Source organism: Pseudomonas sp. SDO52101_S400 (genome assembly GCF_054071635.1).
The window spans coordinates 19,406-34,670 of record NZ_JBSVWF010000021.1; the positions used below are offsets into that span (position 1 = coordinate 19,406).

At 60.0% G+C, this 15,265-nt stretch carries 14 protein-coding genes; 12 read left to right on the top strand and 2 right to left on the bottom strand.

Translation table 11 applies throughout. From position 1 onward, the window contains the following. Position 1: 1 nt before the first annotated feature. The 12 genes from nuoE to ACW9HX_RS12955 all read left to right on the top strand — a co-directional run bounded on the left by nuoE (position 2) and on the right by ACW9HX_RS12955 (position 14,370). Complete coding sequence (gene nuoE / locus ACW9HX_RS12900) at positions 2-499, top strand: NADH-quinone oxidoreductase subunit NuoE (RefSeq protein ID WP_003223804.1); 498 nt, start codon at positions 2-4, stop codon at positions 497-499. Continuing rightward, entirely contained in the window at positions 496-1,851 is a 1,356-nt protein-coding gene (nuoF, locus tag ACW9HX_RS12905; protein ID WP_457380913.1) for an NADH-quinone oxidoreductase subunit NuoF, read from the top strand. Before nuoE ends, nuoF begins: the two co-directional genes overlap by 4 nt. Positions 1,852-1,987: 136 nt before the next feature. Then, positions 1,988-4,702: an NADH-quinone oxidoreductase subunit NuoG gene (nuoG, locus tag ACW9HX_RS12910; RefSeq protein WP_457380914.1), complete on the top strand. Its 2,715-nt coding sequence runs from the start codon at positions 1,988-1,990 to the stop codon at positions 4,700-4,702. Then, on the top strand, positions 4,699-5,706 hold the full coding sequence (nuoH, locus tag ACW9HX_RS12915; RefSeq protein WP_249486938.1) for an NADH-quinone oxidoreductase subunit NuoH: 1,008 nt from the start codon (positions 4,699-4,701) through the stop codon (positions 5,704-5,706). The genes nuoG and nuoH overlap by 4 nt, the downstream gene beginning before the upstream one ends. Positions 5,707-5,717: 11 nt before the next feature. Continuing rightward, positions 5,718-6,266, top strand: a complete 549-nt coding sequence (gene nuoI, locus ACW9HX_RS12920) for an NADH-quinone oxidoreductase subunit NuoI (RefSeq protein ID WP_085712394.1) — start codon at positions 5,718-5,720, stop codon at positions 6,264-6,266. Positions 6,267-6,275: 9 nt separating this feature from the next. Beyond that, a complete protein-coding gene (nuoJ, locus tag ACW9HX_RS12925; RefSeq protein ID WP_457380915.1) occupies positions 6,276-6,776 on the top strand; it encodes an NADH-quinone oxidoreductase subunit J in 501 nt (166 codons plus the stop codon). A gap of 3 nt (positions 6,777-6,779) precedes the next feature. After that, positions 6,780-7,088: an NADH-quinone oxidoreductase subunit NuoK gene (gene nuoK, locus ACW9HX_RS12930; RefSeq protein WP_003180046.1), complete on the top strand. Its 309-nt coding sequence runs from the start codon at positions 6,780-6,782 to the stop codon at positions 7,086-7,088. Further along, entirely contained in the window at positions 7,085-8,938 is a 1,854-nt protein-coding gene (gene nuoL / locus ACW9HX_RS12935; RefSeq protein ID WP_457380916.1) for an NADH-quinone oxidoreductase subunit L, read from the top strand. Before nuoK ends, nuoL begins: the two co-directional genes overlap by 4 nt. 39 nt (positions 8,939-8,977) lie before the next feature. After that, a complete protein-coding gene (gene nuoM / locus ACW9HX_RS12940; RefSeq protein ID WP_007951464.1) occupies positions 8,978-10,510 on the top strand; it encodes an NADH-quinone oxidoreductase subunit M in 1,533 nt (510 codons plus the stop codon). Between the two features lie 7 nt (positions 10,511-10,517). Continuing rightward, positions 10,518-11,981, top strand: a complete 1,464-nt coding sequence (gene nuoN / locus ACW9HX_RS12945; RefSeq protein ID WP_102622478.1) for an NADH-quinone oxidoreductase subunit NuoN — start codon at positions 10,518-10,520, stop codon at positions 11,979-11,981. Positions 11,982-12,642: 661 nt separating this feature from the next. Beyond that, complete coding sequence (locus ACW9HX_RS12950; RefSeq protein ID WP_457380917.1) at positions 12,643-12,828, top strand: hypothetical protein; 186 nt, start codon at positions 12,643-12,645, stop codon at positions 12,826-12,828. A gap of 216 nt (positions 12,829-13,044) precedes the next feature. Continuing rightward, a complete protein-coding gene (locus tag ACW9HX_RS12955; protein WP_457380918.1) occupies positions 13,045-14,370 on the top strand; it encodes an OprD family porin in 1,326 nt (441 codons plus the stop codon). A 150-nt stretch (positions 14,371-14,520) separates the two neighbouring features. Here the strand turns inward: ACW9HX_RS12955 and ACW9HX_RS12960 are convergent, their stop codons facing one another. Together ACW9HX_RS12960 and ACW9HX_RS12965 are read right to left on the bottom strand one after the other, a co-directional pair. Further along, positions 14,521-14,853 (bottom strand): DUF2790 domain-containing protein, encoded by a 333-nt coding sequence (locus tag ACW9HX_RS12960; protein WP_457380919.1) that lies wholly within the window; start codon positions 14,851-14,853, stop codon positions 14,521-14,523. 79 nt (positions 14,854-14,932) lie between these two features. Then, entirely contained in the window at positions 14,933-15,133 is a 201-nt protein-coding gene (locus ACW9HX_RS12965; protein WP_457380920.1) for a co-regulatory protein PtrA N-terminal domain-containing protein, read from the bottom strand. Positions 15,134-15,265 lie beyond the last annotated feature (132 nt).

Below are 15,265 nucleotides of genomic sequence, written 5' to 3' on the forward strand. Positions count from 1 at the left end.
CATGAACAGCACGCTTATCCAGACAGACCGTTTCACCCTGAGTGAAACCGAGCGCTCGGCCATCGAGCACGAGCTGCATCACTACGAAGACCCGCGCGCGGCGTCGATCGAAGCCCTGAAGATCGTTCAGAAAGAACGCGGCTGGGTGCCGGACGGCGCTCTGTACGCCATCGGCGAGATCCTCGGCATCCCGGCCAGCGACGTTGAAGGCGTGGCCACGTTCTACAGCCAGATCTTCCGTCAGCCGGTCGGCCGTCACATCATTCGCGTCTGCGACAGCATGGTCTGCTACATCGGCGGCCACGAGTCGGTCGTCAGCGAAATCCAGAACAACCTGGGTATCGGCCTGGGCCAGACCACCGCCGACGGTCGCTTCACCCTGCTGCCGGTCTGCTGCCTCGGCAACTGCGACAAGGCACCGGCGCTGATGATCGATGACGACACCTTTGGCGATGTCCAGCCTGCCGGCGTCGCCAAACTGCTCGAGGGCTACGTATGACCCTGACCTCTTTCGGTCCTGCCAACCGCATCCAGCGTTCGGCCGAGACTCACCCGCTGACCTGGCGCTTGCGTGACGACGGCGAAGCCGTGTGGCTCGACGAGTACCAGGCCAAGAACGGTTACGCCGCTGCGCGCAAAGCCTTTGCCGACATGGATCAGGACGCCATCGTCCAGACCGTGAAAGACGCAGGCCTCAAAGGTCGCGGCGGTGCAGGCTTCCCCACTGGCGTGAAGTGGGGCCTGATGCCCAAGGACGAATCCATCAACATCCGCTACCTGCTGTGCAACGCGGATGAAATGGAGCCGAACACCTGGAAAGACCGCATGCTGATGGAGCAACTGCCTCATCTGCTGATCGAAGGCATGCTGATCAGCGCCCGCGCGCTGAAAACCTACCGTGGCTACATCTTCCTGCGTGGCGAGTACACCACCGCCGCCAAGCACTTGAACCGTGCCGTGGAAGAAGCCAAGGCAGCCGGCCTGCTGGGCAAGAACATCCTGGGCAGCGGCTTCGATTTCGAGCTGTTCGTCCACACCGGCGCCGGGCGTTACATCTGCGGTGAAGAAACCGCACTGATCAACTCCCTCGAAGGCCGCCGCGCCAACCCCCGTTCCAAGCCGCCCTTCCCTGCCGCCGTTGGCGTGTGGGGCAAGCCGACTTGCGTGAACAACGTTGAAACCCTGTGCAACGTGCCGGCGATCATCGCCGACGGCGTGGACTGGTACAAATCGTTGGCCCGCGACGGCAGCGAAGACATGGGCACCAAGCTCATGGGCTTCTCCGGCAAGGTCAAGAACCCCGGCCTGTGGGAACTGCCTTTCGGCGTGACCGGTCGCGAGCTGTTCGAAGACTACGCCGGCGGCATGCGCGACGGTTACAAGCTCAAGGCCTGGCAGCCGGGTGGCGCCGGTACCGGTTTCCTGTTGCCGGAACACCTCGACGCACAGATGTACGCCGGCGGCATCGCCAAGGTGGGCACCCGCATGGGTACCGGCCTGGCCATGGCGGTGGACGACAGCGTCAACATGGTGTCCCTGCTGCGCAACATGGAGCAGTTCTTCGCCCGCGAATCCTGTGGTTTCTGCACCCCTTGCCGTGATGGCCTGCCATGGAGCGTCAAGCTGCTGATGGCCATCGAAGAAGGCCGCGGCCAGCCAGGTGACATCGAGACCCTGCTGGGTCTGGTCAACTTCCTCGGCCCGGGCAAGACCTTCTGTGCTCACGCACCGGGTGCCGTGGAGCCGTTGGGCAGTGCCATCAAATACTTCCGTCCAGAATTCGAAGCCGGTATCGCGCCTGCAAGCGCCGCCGTCCCGCCTCTGGCGAAGCCGATCGTAGTCGGCGCGTAAACGCTTAAAAAGGCGAAGGGTCCGTGCCCTTCGCCTTTCGTCCGATGACGCCTTTCGGGGCTGACTGGATTCGGACGGATAACAAGATTCCATTAGCCACGCCCGCTGACACCGGGCCAACGAAGACCTTTGAACCATGGCCACTATCCACGTAGACGGCAAAGCGCTCGAAGTCGACGGGGCAGACAACCTGTTACAGGCATGTCTGTCGCTGGGCCTCGACATCCCTTATTTCTGCTGGCACCCCGCGCTTGGTAGCGTCGGGGCCTGCCGCCAGTGCGCGGTCAAGCAGTACACCGACGAGAACGACACCCGTGGTCGCATCGTCATGTCCTGCATGACGCCTGCCACCGACAACACCTGGATCTCCATCGACGATGAAGAATCCAAGGCGTTCCGCGCCAGTGTCGTTGAATGGCTGATGACCAACCACCCGCACGACTGCCCTGTGTGCGAAGAAGGCGGTCACTGCCACCTGCAAGACATGACCGTGATGACCGGCCACAACGAGCGCCGTTATCGCTTCACCAAGCGCACCCACCAGAACCAGCAACTGGGCCCGTTCATTTCCCACGAAATGAACCGCTGCATCGCCTGCTACCGCTGCGTGCGTTTCTACAAGGACTACGCCGGCGGCACCGACCTGGGTGTATTCGGCGCCCACGACAACGTGTACTTCGGTCGCGTTGAAGACGGCACGCTGGAAAGCGAGTTCTCCGGCAACCTCACCGAGGTCTGCCCGACCGGTGTGTTCACCGACAAGACTCACTCCGAGCGCTACAACCGTAAATGGGACATGCAGTTCTCGCCGAGCATCTGCCATGGCTGCTCCAGCGGTTGCAACATCTCCCCGGGCGAGCGTTACGGCGAACTGCGTCGTATCGAAAACCGTTACAACGGTTCGGTGAACCAGTACTTCCTGTGCGACCGTGGCCGTTTCGGTTATGGCTACGTCAACCGCACCGACCGTCCACGTCAGCCCCTGCTGGCCGACGGCACCAAGCTTGGGCTGGATGCTGCGCTGGACAAGGCCGCCGACCTGCTGCGCGGTCGCAACATCGTCGGTATCGGTTCGCCGCGTGCCAGCCTGGAAAGCAACTACGCGTTGCGTGAACTGGTCGGCGCCGAGCACTTCTATTCCGGTATCGAAGCCTCCGAACTGGAACGCATCCGTCTGGTCCTGCAAGTGCTGAAAGACAGCCCGCTGCCAGTGCCGAACATGCGCGACATCGAAGACCACGACGCCGTGTTCGTCCTCGGTGAAGACCTGACCCAGACCGCTGCCCGTATGGCTTTGGCCCTGCGTCAGTCGGTCAAGGGCAAGGCCGAAGACATGGCCGAAGCCATGCGCGTTCAGCCTTGGCTCGACGCCGCCGTGAAGAACATCGGTCAGCACGAGCTGAACCCGCTGTTCATCGCCAGCCTGGCTGAAACCAAGCTCGACGACATCGCCGAAGAATGCGTACACGCCGCTCCCGACGATCTGGCGCGTATCGGTTTCGCCGTGGCTCACGCCCTGGACGCCAGCGCCCCGGCCGTCGAAGGTCTGGACGCCGAAGCTCTGGAACTGGCCAAGCGCATCGCCGACGCCCTGCTCGCGGCCAAGCGTCCGCTGATCATCGCCGGTACTTCGCTGGGCTCCAAAGCCTTGATCGAAGCCGCTGCGAACATCGCCAAGGCCCTGAAGCTGCGCGAGAAGAACGGTTCGATCAGCCTGATCGTGCCGGAAGCCAACAGCCTCGGCCTGGCCATGCTCGGTGGCGAATCGGTTGATGCTGCGCTGCAAGCGGTCATCGATGGCAAGGCCGACGCTATCGTCGTGCTGGAAAACGATCTGTACACCCGCACCGCCAAAGCCAAGGTCGATGCGGCACTGAACGCTGCGAAGGTAGTGATCGTTGCCGACCATCAGAAGACCGCTACCAGCGACCGCGCGCACCTGGTTCTGCCAGCCGCCAGCTTTGCTGAAGGCGACGGTACGCTGGTCAGCCAGGAAGGTCGCGCCCAGCGCTTCTTCCAGGTTTTCGACCCGCAATACATGGACGCGAGCATTCTGGTCCACGAAGGCTGGCGCTGGCTGCACGCGCTGCGCGCCACCCTGCTGAACCAGCCGATCGACTGGACGCAACTCGACCACGTCACCGCTGCCGTTGCTTCGAGCACCGAACAGCTGGCACGTATCGTCGATGCTGCGCCATCCGCGTCGTTCCGCATCAAGGGTCTGAAACTGGCACGTGAGCCGCTGCGTTACTCCGGTCGCACCGCAATGCGCGCCGACATCAGCGTTCACGAACCACGCACCCCGCAAGACAAGGACACCGCGTTCGCCTTCTCGATGGAAGGTTACTCGGGCTCCGCCGAACCGCGTCAGCAGGTTCCTTTTGCCTGGTCGCCGGGCTGGAACTCGCCGCAAGCCTGGAACAAGTTCCAGGACGAAGTCGGTGGTCACCTGCGCGCTGGCGATCCGGGCACCCGCCTGATCGAAAGCACCGGTGATTCCCTGAACTGGTTCGCCAGTGTTCCGCGCGCGTTCAACCCGGCCCAGGGCACCTGGCAAGCCGTGCCGTTCTACCACCTGTTCGGCAGCGACGAAAACTCGTCGAAAGCCGCTCCGGTCCAGGAACGCATTCCAGCTGCTTACGTGTCGCTGGCCAAATCCGAAGCGGATCGCCTGGGCGTCAACGACGGTGCACTGCTGAGCCTCAATGTTGCCGGCCAGACCCTGCGTCTGCCGCTGCGCATCAATGAAGAGCTGGGCGCTGGCCTGGTTGCACTGCCGGCCGGTCTGGCAGGCATTCCGCCGGCGATTTTCGGCCAAACCGTTGATGGTCTGCAGGAGGCAGCGCAATGACCTGGTTCACCCCTGAAGTGATCGATGTGATCCTCTCGGTCGTCAAGGCTGTGGTCATCCTGCTGGCCGTGGTGGTCGCGGGTGCGCTGCTCAGCTTTGTCGAACGTCGCCTGCTGGGCTGGTGGCAGGACCGTTACGGTCCGAACCGCGTTGGCCCGTTCGGCATGTTCCAGATCGCTGCCGACATGCTGAAGATGTTCTTCAAGGAAGACTGGACCCCACCGTTTGCCGACAAGGTGATCTTCACCCTGGCACCGGTGGTTGCCATGTCCGCCCTGCTGATCGCTTTCGCGATCATCCCGATCACCCCGACCTGGGGCGTGGCGGATCTGAACATCGGCCTGCTGTTCTTCTTCGCCATGGCCGGTCTGTCGGTCTACGCGGTACTGTTCGCCGGCTGGTCGAGTAACAACAAGTTCGCCCTGCTCGGCAGCTTGCGTGCCTCGGCGCAGACCGTGTCCTACGAAGTGTTCATGGGCCTGGCCCTGATGGGCATCGTGGTGCAGGTCGGCTCGTTCAACATGCGCGACATCGTCGAGTACCAGGCGCAGAACCTGTGGTTCATCATTCCGCAGTTCTTCGGCTTCTGTACCTTCTTCATCGCTGGCGTGGCCGTGACTCACCGTCACCCGTTCGACCAGCCGGAAGCGGAACAGGAACTGGCCGACGGTTACCACATTGAATACGCCGGTATGAAATGGGGCATGTTCTTCGTCGGTGAATACATCGGCATCATCCTGATCTCGGCGCTGTTGGTCACCCTGTTCTTCGGTGGCTGGCACGGTCCGTTCGGCATCCTGCCGCAACTGTCCTTCGTCTGGTTCGCACTGAAGACCGCGTTCTTCATCATGCTGTTCATCCTGCTGCGCGCTTCCATCCCGCGTCCGCGTTATGACCAGGTGATGGACTTCAGCTGGAAATTCTGCCTGCCACTGACCCTGATCAATTTGCTGGTGACCGCTGCAATCGTGTTGTGGAACACGCCTGCAGTTGCGGTTCAGTGAGGATTTGACCCATGTTCAAATATATTGGCGACATCATTAAGGGTACCGGTACCCAGTTGCGCAGCCTGGTCATGATCTTCGGTCATGGCTTTCGCAAGCGCGACACCCTGCAATATCCGGAAGAGCCGGTCTACCTGCCGCCACGTTACCGTGGCCGTATCGTCCTGACCCGCGACCCCGATGGCGAAGAACGCTGCGTAGCCTGCAACCTGTGCGCCGTGGCGTGCCCGGTGGGTTGCATCTCGCTGCAGAAAGCTGAAACCGAAGACGGTCGCTGGTACCCGGACTTCTTCCGTATCAACTTCTCGCGCTGCATTTTCTGCGGTCTCTGCGAGGAAGCCTGCCCGACCACCGCGATCCAGCTGACCCCGGATTTCGAGATGGCCGAGTTCAAACGTCAGGACCTGGTGTACGAGAAAGAAGATCTGCTGATCTCCGGCCCCGGCAAAAACCCTGATTACAACTTCTATCGTGTTGCAGGTATGGCCGTTGCCGGTAAGCCGAAAGGCGCCGCACAAAACGAAGCCGAGCCGATCAACGTGAAGAGCTTGCTGCCTTAAGGAAGAACGATGGAATTCGCTTTCTATTTCGCATCGGGTATCGCTGTTGTGTCCACACTGCGTGTGGTCACCAACACCAATCCTGTGCACGCCCTGCTCTACCTGATCATTTCGCTGATCGCCGTGGCCATGACCTTCTTCGCACTCGGCGCTCCGTTCGCCGGCGTGCTGGAAGTGATCGCCTACGCTGGCGCCATCATGGTGCTGTTCGTGTTCGTGGTGATGATGCTGAACCTCGGCCCGGCCTCGGTTCAGCAGGAACGCACCTGGCTCAGGCCCGGCATCTGGGCAGGTCCGGTGATTCTCGCCGCCCTGCTGCTGGCCGAACTGCTGTATGTGCTGTTCGCTCACCAGAGCGGTCAGGCCATCGGTCAAACCACCGTGGACGCGAAAGCCGTGGGCATCAGCCTGTTCGGTCCGTACCTGCTGGTGGTCGAACTCGCCTCGATGCTGCTGCTCGCTGCAGCCGTCACGGCGTTCCATTTGGGCCGTAACGAGGCGAAGGAGTAAGACATGCCTGCTATCCCTCTCGAGCATGGATTGGCCGTTGCCGGCATCCTGTTCTGCCTTGGTCTGGTCGGCCTGATGGTCCGCCGCAACATTTTGTTCGTGTTGATGAGTCTGGAAGTGATGATGAACGCCTCTGCACTGGCCTTCATCGTTGCGGGCGCCCGCTGGGCGCAACCGGATGGACAGATCATGTTCATCCTGGTGATCAGCCTTGCAGCCGCCGAAGCCAGTATTGGCCTGGCGATCCTGCTGCAACTGTATCGCCGCTTCCACACGCTCGATATCGACGCTGCCAGTGAGATGCGCGGATGAACCTACTCTTTCTGACTTTCGTATTCCCTCTGATCGGGTTCCTGTTGCTGTCGTTTTCCCGCGGCCGCCTCTCGGAAAACCTGTCGGCGCTGATCGGTGTCGGCTCCATCGGCCTGTCTGCCATCGTCGCGGCCTACGTGATCTGGCAATTCAACGTCGCTCCACCGGAAGGTGGCGTGTACGTGCATGTGCTGTGGAAGTGGATGTCCGTCGAGGGCTTCCAGCCGAACTTCGCCCTGTACCTGGATGGTCTGTCCGTGACCATGCTCGGTGTGGTGGTCGGTGTGGGTTTCCTGATCCACCTGTTCGCCTCCTGGTACATGCGCGGTGAAGCCGGTTACTCGCGCTTCTTCGCCTACACCAACCTGTTTATCGCCAGCATGCTGTTCCTGGTCCTGGGCGATAACCTGCTGTTCATCTACTTCGGTTGGGAAGGCGTGGGCCTGTGCTCGTACCTGTTGATCGGTTTCTACTACAGCAACCGCAACAACGGTAACGCCGCACTGAAAGCCTTCATCGTCACCCGTATCGGCGACGTGTTCATGGCGATCGGCCTGTTCATCCTGTTCCAGCAACTGGGCACGCTGAACGTCCAGGAACTGCTGGTGAAGGCGCCTGAGCACTTCAAGGTCGGCGATTTCTGGATCGTGCTGGCGACCCTGATGCTGCTGGGTGGTGCGGTCGGTAAATCGGCTCAACTGCCGCTGCAGACCTGGCTTGCAGACGCGATGGCCGGCCCTACCCCGGTTTCGGCACTGATCCACGCCGCAACCATGGTGACCGCTGGCGTTTACCTGATCGCCCGTACCCACGGTCTGTTCGCCCTGGCGCCGGACATCCTGCATCTCGTGGGAATCGTCGGTGGTGTGACGCTGGTGCTGGCCGGTTTCGCCGCACTGGTACAAACCGACATCAAACGTATCCTCGCCTACTCGACCATGAGCCAGATCGGCTACATGTTCCTGGCGCTGGGCGTTGGCGCCTGGGAAGGCGCGATCTTCCACCTGATGACCCACGCCTTCTTCAAGGCCCTGCTGTTCCTTGCTTCCGGTGCGGTGATCGTTGCCTGCCACCACGAGCAGAACATCTTCAAGATGGGCGGCCTGTGGAAGAAACTGCCGCTGGCCTACGCCAGCTTCATCGTCGGTGGTGCCGCTCTGGCTGCCCTGCCACTGGTGACCGCAGGTTTCTACTCCAAGGACGAAATCCTCTGGGAAGCGTTCGCCAGCGGCAACCACGGTCTGCTGTACGCAGGTCTGGTCGGCGCATTCATGACTTCGCTGTACACCTTCCGCCTGATCTTCATTGCGTTCCACGGTGAAGCCAAGACCGAAGCTCACGCCGGTCACGGCATCGCTCACTGGCTGCCACTGTCGGTGCTGATCGTGCTGTCGACCTTCGTCGGCGCCATGATCGTTCCACCGCTGCACGGCGTACTGCCTGAAAGCGTTGGCCATGCCGGTGGCGAAGCCAAGCACAGCCTGGAAATCGCCTCGGGCGCCATCGCCCTGGCCGGTATCCTGCTGGCGGCCCTGCTGTTCCTTGGCAAGCGTCGCTTCGTGACCGCGATCGCCAACAGCGGCGTCGGCCGTTTCCTTTCGGCCTGGTGGTTCGCTGCCTGGGGCTTCGACTGGATCTACGACAAACTGTTCGTGAAGCCGTACCTTGCGATCAGCCACATGCTGCGCAAAGACCCGCTCGACCAGACCATCGGTCTGATCCCGCGCATGGCCAAGGGTGGTCACACCGCTCTGAGCCGTACCGAAACCGGTCAACTGCGTTGGTACGCTGCTTCGATGGCTGCTGGTGCCGTGTTGGTCATCGGCGCTGTCGTGCTGGTAGCGGTCTGATATGAACCTTGCGAATTTGCGAAAGGAAACGAGCCCGTCATGATTCTGCCTTGGCTAATCCTGATCCCCTTCATCGGCGGCCTGCTGTGCTGGATGGGTGAGCGCTTCGGCGCTACCCTCCCCCGCTGGATTGCGCTGTTGACCATGACCCTGGAACTCGCCCTCGGCCTCTGGCTGTGGGCCCACGGTGACTATTCATTTGCTCCGGCGCCTGGCGCCGATCCGACCTGGGCGCTTGAGTTCAAGCACGTCTGGATCCAGCGCTTCGGCATCAACGTGCACCTGGCCCTCGACGGTCTGTCGCTGCTGATGATCCTGCTGACCGGTCTGCTGGGTATCCTGTCGGTACTCTGCTCGTGGAAAGAGATCCAGCGTCACGTTGGCTTCTTCCACCTGAACCTGATGTGGATCCTGGGCGGCGTTGTCGGCGTGTTCCTCGCCCTCGACCTGTTCATGTTCTTCTTCTTCTGGGAAATGATGCTGGTGCCGATGTACTTCCTCATCGCGCTCTGGGGTCACAGTTCTTCGGACGGCAAGAAAACCCGTATCTACGCTGCGACCAAGTTCTTCATCTTCACTCAGGCTTCCGGCCTGATCATGCTGGTGGCGATCCTGGGTCTGGTACTGGTCAACTACAACAGCACCGGCGTGATCACCTTCAACTATGCCGACCTGTTGAAGACCAAGATGTCGATGACCACCGAGTACATTCTGATGCTCGGCTTCTTCATCGCCTTCGCGGTCAAACTGCCAGTGGTTCCGTTCCACTCCTGGCTGCCTGACGCTCACGCCCAGGCGCCGACCGCAGGTTCCGTCGACCTCGCCGGTATCTTGCTGAAAACCGCGGCCTACGGTCTGCTGCGTTTCGCCCTGCCGCTGTTCCCGAACGCCTCGGCCGAGTTCGCGCCGATCGCCATGACCCTCGGTCTGATCGGGATCTTCTACGGTGCTTTCCTGGCGTTCGCACAAACCGACATCAAGCGCCTGATCGCCTTCTCGTCCGTTTCCCACATGGGCTTCGTACTGATCGGCATCTACTCCGGCAGCCAACTGGCCCTGCAAGGTGCAGTGATCCAGATGCTGGCGCACGGTCTGTCGGCCGCGGCACTGTTTATCCTCAGCGGTCAGCTGTACGAGCGCCTGCACACTCGTGACATGCGTGAGATGGGCGGTCTGTGGTCGCGCATCGCTTACCTGCCGGCGATCAGCCTGTTCTTCGCAGCCGCCTCTCTGGGTCTGCCGGGTACCGGTAACTTCGTCGGCGAGTTCCTGATCCTGATCGGTACCTTCGCCAGTGCTCCATGGATCACTGCGATTGCCACCTCCGGTCTGGTGTTCGGTTCGGTCTACTCGCTGATCATGATCCACCGTGCCTACTTCGGTCCGTCCAAATCGGATTCGATCCTGCACGGCATGGACGGTCGCGAACTGATCATGGTGCTGGGCCTTGCGGTACTGCTGATTTACCTCGGCGTCTACCCGCAACCGTTCCTCGACACCTCTGCCGCCACGATGCATGGCGTGCAGCAGTGGCTCGGCACCGCCTTCACTCAACTCGCTTCGGCCCGGTAAGAGCGCTATGGAATTCACGATTCAACACTTTATTGCGCTTGCGCCACTGTTGATCACCAGCCTCACCATTATCGTGGTGATGCTGGCAATCGCCTGGCGCCGCAACCACTCGCAGACCTTCCTGATTTCGGTGGCAGGTCTGAATCTGGCCTTGCTGTCGATCCTGCCGGCACTGAAAGTCGCGCCTCTGGCCGTGACCCCGTTGCTGCAGATCGACACCTTTGCCTGCCTGTACATGGCGCTGATCCTGGTCGCCACCCTCGCCTGTGTAACCCTCGCCCACGCCTACCTCGGCGATGGCGGTTCGGGTTACCCGGGCAACCGTGAAGAACTGTACCTGCTGATCCTGATGGCCGCCGCCGGTGGCCTGGTTCTGGTCAGCGCGCAGCACCTGGCCGGGTTGTTCATCGGTCTGGAACTGCTGTCGGTGCCGGTCTACGGTCTGGTGGCCTACGCCTTCTTCAACAAGCGTTCGCTGGAAGCCGGTATCAAGTACATGGTGCTGTCGGCCGCCGGTTCCGCGTTCCTGCTGTTCGGTATGGCGCTGCTGTACGCAGACTCGGGTTCGCTGAGCTTCGTCGGTATCGGTCAGGCACTGGCCACCACCAACCTGCCGAGCTCGCTGGCGCAACTGGGCCTGGGCATGATGCTGATCGGTCTGGCGTTCAAGCTGTCGCTGGTACCGTTCCACCTGTGGACGCCGGACGTGTACGAAGGTGCTCCGGCACCGGTGGCCGCGTTCCTCGCGACCGCTTCGAAAGTGGCCGTGTTCGCGGTCATGGTGCGCCTGTTCCAGATCTCCCCTGCCGCAAGCAGTGGCGTACTGAGCAACGTGCTGACCATCATCGCCATCGCCTCGATCCTGTTCGGTAACCTGCTGGCCCTGACCCAGAGCAACCTCAAGCGTCTGCTCGGTTACTCGTCCATCGCGCACTTCGGCTACCTGCTGATCGCACTGGTGGCGAGCAAGGGTCTGGCGGTGGAAGCCATCGGCGTGTACCTGGTCACCTACGTGATCACCAGCCTCGGCGCCTTCGGCGTGATCACCCTGATGTCCTCGCCGTACAACGGCCGTGACGCAGACGCGCTGTACGAGTACCGCGGCCTGTTCTGGCGCCGTCCGTACCTGACCGCCGTACTGACCGTGATGATGCTGTCCCTGGCCGGTATCCCGCTGACCGCAGGCTTCATCGGCAAGTTCTACATCATCGCTACCGGTGTCGAGTCGCACCAATGGTGGCTGGTCGGTTCCCTGGTACTGGGCAGCGCCATCGGCGTGTTCTACTACCTGCGCGTGATGGTCACCCTGTACCTGATCGAACCGAACCTGCGCCGCCACGACGCCCAGCTGCACTGGGAACAGAAAGCAGGCGGCGTGATGCTGCTGGCAATCGCCCTGGTTGCGTTCTTCCTGGGTGTTTACCCGCAGCCGTTGCTGACACTGGTTCAGCAGGCGGGTCTGGCGGGCTGATTGTTCTGCTGGAATGGCTGCAAACAGAAACGGCACCTTCGGGGTGCCGTTTTTGTTTTTGTGGGATTTGTTACGAGTGCTCTGCCCTTCCTGCTTAAACCCCAGAAAGCTCCCGCTGAATTGTCGGTTTCGTCCTACAGTCTGTTTTTGGCTATTAGAGCTATCGTGAGTGGAGGATAACGCAGCGTTCGCAAGCACGACGATGTTAACGGCGGTCCCAATAGGAATCAGAAATGAAAGCGACCAACGGCCCGTCCAAACCAGAAAATGCGACTAGACCCACACCACCGAAAAAGCCCTCTGCACCAGTGGTACGCCGTGTTGTCAACGAGAGAGTTATCAATAGAAAGGAAATAGCGTTAGATAATAGGTGATCATCAATCGAAGCCATTCAAGCAATATCTATCACTCAAAATAACGGCATCTTCGGATGCCGTTGTTTTTTTCTGCGGTTTCACTTGAAAAATCTCTGGCACCAGCTGAATCCTGCATCTGGGCGGCTGAGTTTCTGTAAGAGTTGACGAAGGTAGCGATCCCTTGATCGTAAACGCCATCCCCTTCTTAGGAGTTCTCCTGCAACTCACTGGGCAATGTATGACATTCGAAAAGAGCCATTTTCCAGTAAATTCGAAGATCAATTTTCAAGAGGAGATGGCGAACCATGAAGCGAGATATTTTTTCAGAGTTGATGGACGGCCTCGAGTCGTTAGCCGAAGAACGCAAAGGCAAAGTCACTTTGAAAAAAACGCGCGCCCAACGGATCGGAACCATGAAGGGCAAACTCACACTTCCCAATGACATCGATACCTCTCTGCCAGAGGACTTGCTGGATACCTTCGAAAGGTAGAAACGCACATCTGCATACATGGAACGATCAGCCCCACCCTGCGTGTGAGTTTCGCCCGCATTCACCTAACAAAATTGTAATCCCCCAATCACCTCCGCGTTATCCGCAGCCTGCAACGATGTCACCCGGCGACTCTCCCGGCGGGCCCTTGCCCGTTCGAACAATAAAACCCACGCCGAAGCTCGTTCCCGTTCTGCCGAACCCAAGGAGTGATTGATGGTTAACAACAAAAAAATGTCGATGGCCGCTTTAGCAGTGGTTGTCGGCGCCGGGCCGTCCACGGTGTTTGCAGAAGAAAAACCCGAAGGGTTTATCGAAGGCAGCAGCCTGACGGTGCTCAACCGCAACTTCTATTTCAATCGTGATCACCGCAACGGCCAGTCCAGCCCTACCGGCAATGGTTATTCCGAGGCCTGGGCCCATGCGGTCATCAGCAAGTTCGAATCCGGTTTCACCCAGGGCACCGTCGGGGTCGGGTTTGATGCTTTTGCGATGATCGGCCTGAAACTCGATACCGGTGACGGCCGCAACGGTGGCCGTAGTTCGTTTGATGTGTTGCCGGTCGACAGCGAAGGCAAAGCACGGGACGAATACACCAAGGTTGGTGGCGCCGCCAAAGTGCGGGCCTTCGATACGGTGGTGAAAATCGGTGATGTATTCCCGGCCAACCCGGTCGTCGCGGCGGGTGATTCGCGACTGCTGCCGGAAAGCTTTCGCGGTGTGACGGCGACCAACACCAGCATTGAAGGTCTGTCGATTCAGGGCGGCCGGCTGCATGCGATGAGCCAGCCGGTGTCCAGCGACATGCGCGAAAACTTCGCGACCTTCTATGCCGGCCCGGTCAACTCGCCCTGGATCGCCTATGGCGGCGGCGATTATGCGCTGAACAAAAACCTGAGTTTCAGCCTGTACTCCAGCCGCCTGAAAGATGCCTGGAACCAGTACTACGCCGGCACTGCCTGGACGTATCCGCTGTCGGATGACCTGTCACTGTTCGGTGGCCTGAACTATTACAAGGCCGTCGACGAAGGCAAACAATTGCTCGGCCAGTTCGACAACAACATCTGGAGTGGCCGGGTCGGCGTGAAACTCGGCGCCCACTCCGTCGCCCTCTCCCACCAACGCAACAACGGCAACGACGACTTCGATTATCTGCGCCAGTCCGACTCGATCTTCCTCGACAACTCCATCCAATACAGCGACTTCAACTCGCCGAAAGAGCGTTCATGGATGGTGCGCTACGACCTCGACATGACCACTTACGGCGTGCCGGGCCTGTCGTTCATGACCCGTTATGCCCGCGGCACCGACGCCGACTATTCCAACGCCAACGCCGTGTACATGCGTCGTGATGCCGACGGCAATCCGCTGACCGACCAGAAGCGCTGGGAGCGTGACATCGAAGTCAAATACGTGGTGCAAAGCGGTTCGATGAAAGACCTGTCGCTGCGTTTGCGCCAGGCCACCACCCGTGCCACGGCATTCGAGTCGGATCTGGATGAAGTACGGGTGATCGTCGAATACCCGCTGGCAATTCTCTGAGTTTAACGAGCAATACACATTCACCTTTAGAAGCTCCTTGCTCCTTTGGTAAGAGGTGAATCCTTTGGCGTCCTTCGGGACGCCTTTTTTATGCCTGAAAAAAAGCCCGGCTCACTGCACATGAACCAGGCGTTTGAGCCGCTATAGGCGCTATCCACCCTGCTGACGACAGTTGCCCATCACGCTGTACGTGACCGTGTTGAGCTGCCCTTTGGAGTCCTCATAAGTCATCGCTGCCGGCACCACCGCGCATTCATTTTTCGGCCGGACAACGCTCACCACTTTCTTCACATCCAGCTTCATTCCGTACTCATATTCCTTGATCACCGGCGCCGCTTTGCCCTGGGCGGCCGCGTACTGCTCCATGGCCTGAGCATTGGCGCTGAGCGCCCGGTCGAACGTCCGGTCTCCGCCCCCTTCGGCCAACGCATTCAAAGACATTGCCATGACACCGGTGAACGCCAACAGCTTAAGAAATTTCATATCCAGCTCCTTCAAAACACGACTCATAAAAAAGCCCACCATCGATGCGCGATGACGGGCTCATTCACTGGCAGCACGCTTACAGGTCTTGGGTCTTCTCATCCTTTTTATCATTCACGACGACAGGATCGCGGGCCTTCTCCTTGGCCACAAACAGCTCCATGGAGCGGTCGTTAGCGGTCATCATTCGGTCGAAAGTACGGTCACCGCCACCTTCGGCCAACACCAGCGAAGACATCATCAGAGCCACGGCAAACGCACCAATCTGTGCAACTTTCATCTTTGATTCCTCATTCAAGTAACTGACGGGATCAAGGTAACAATCCGAACCTTTCGTGACGGTGGCGCCGAAATTACATATCCGTTATGTAAAAAGGCCCGCATTTGCGGGCCTTTTGTTAAACCAAAAAAT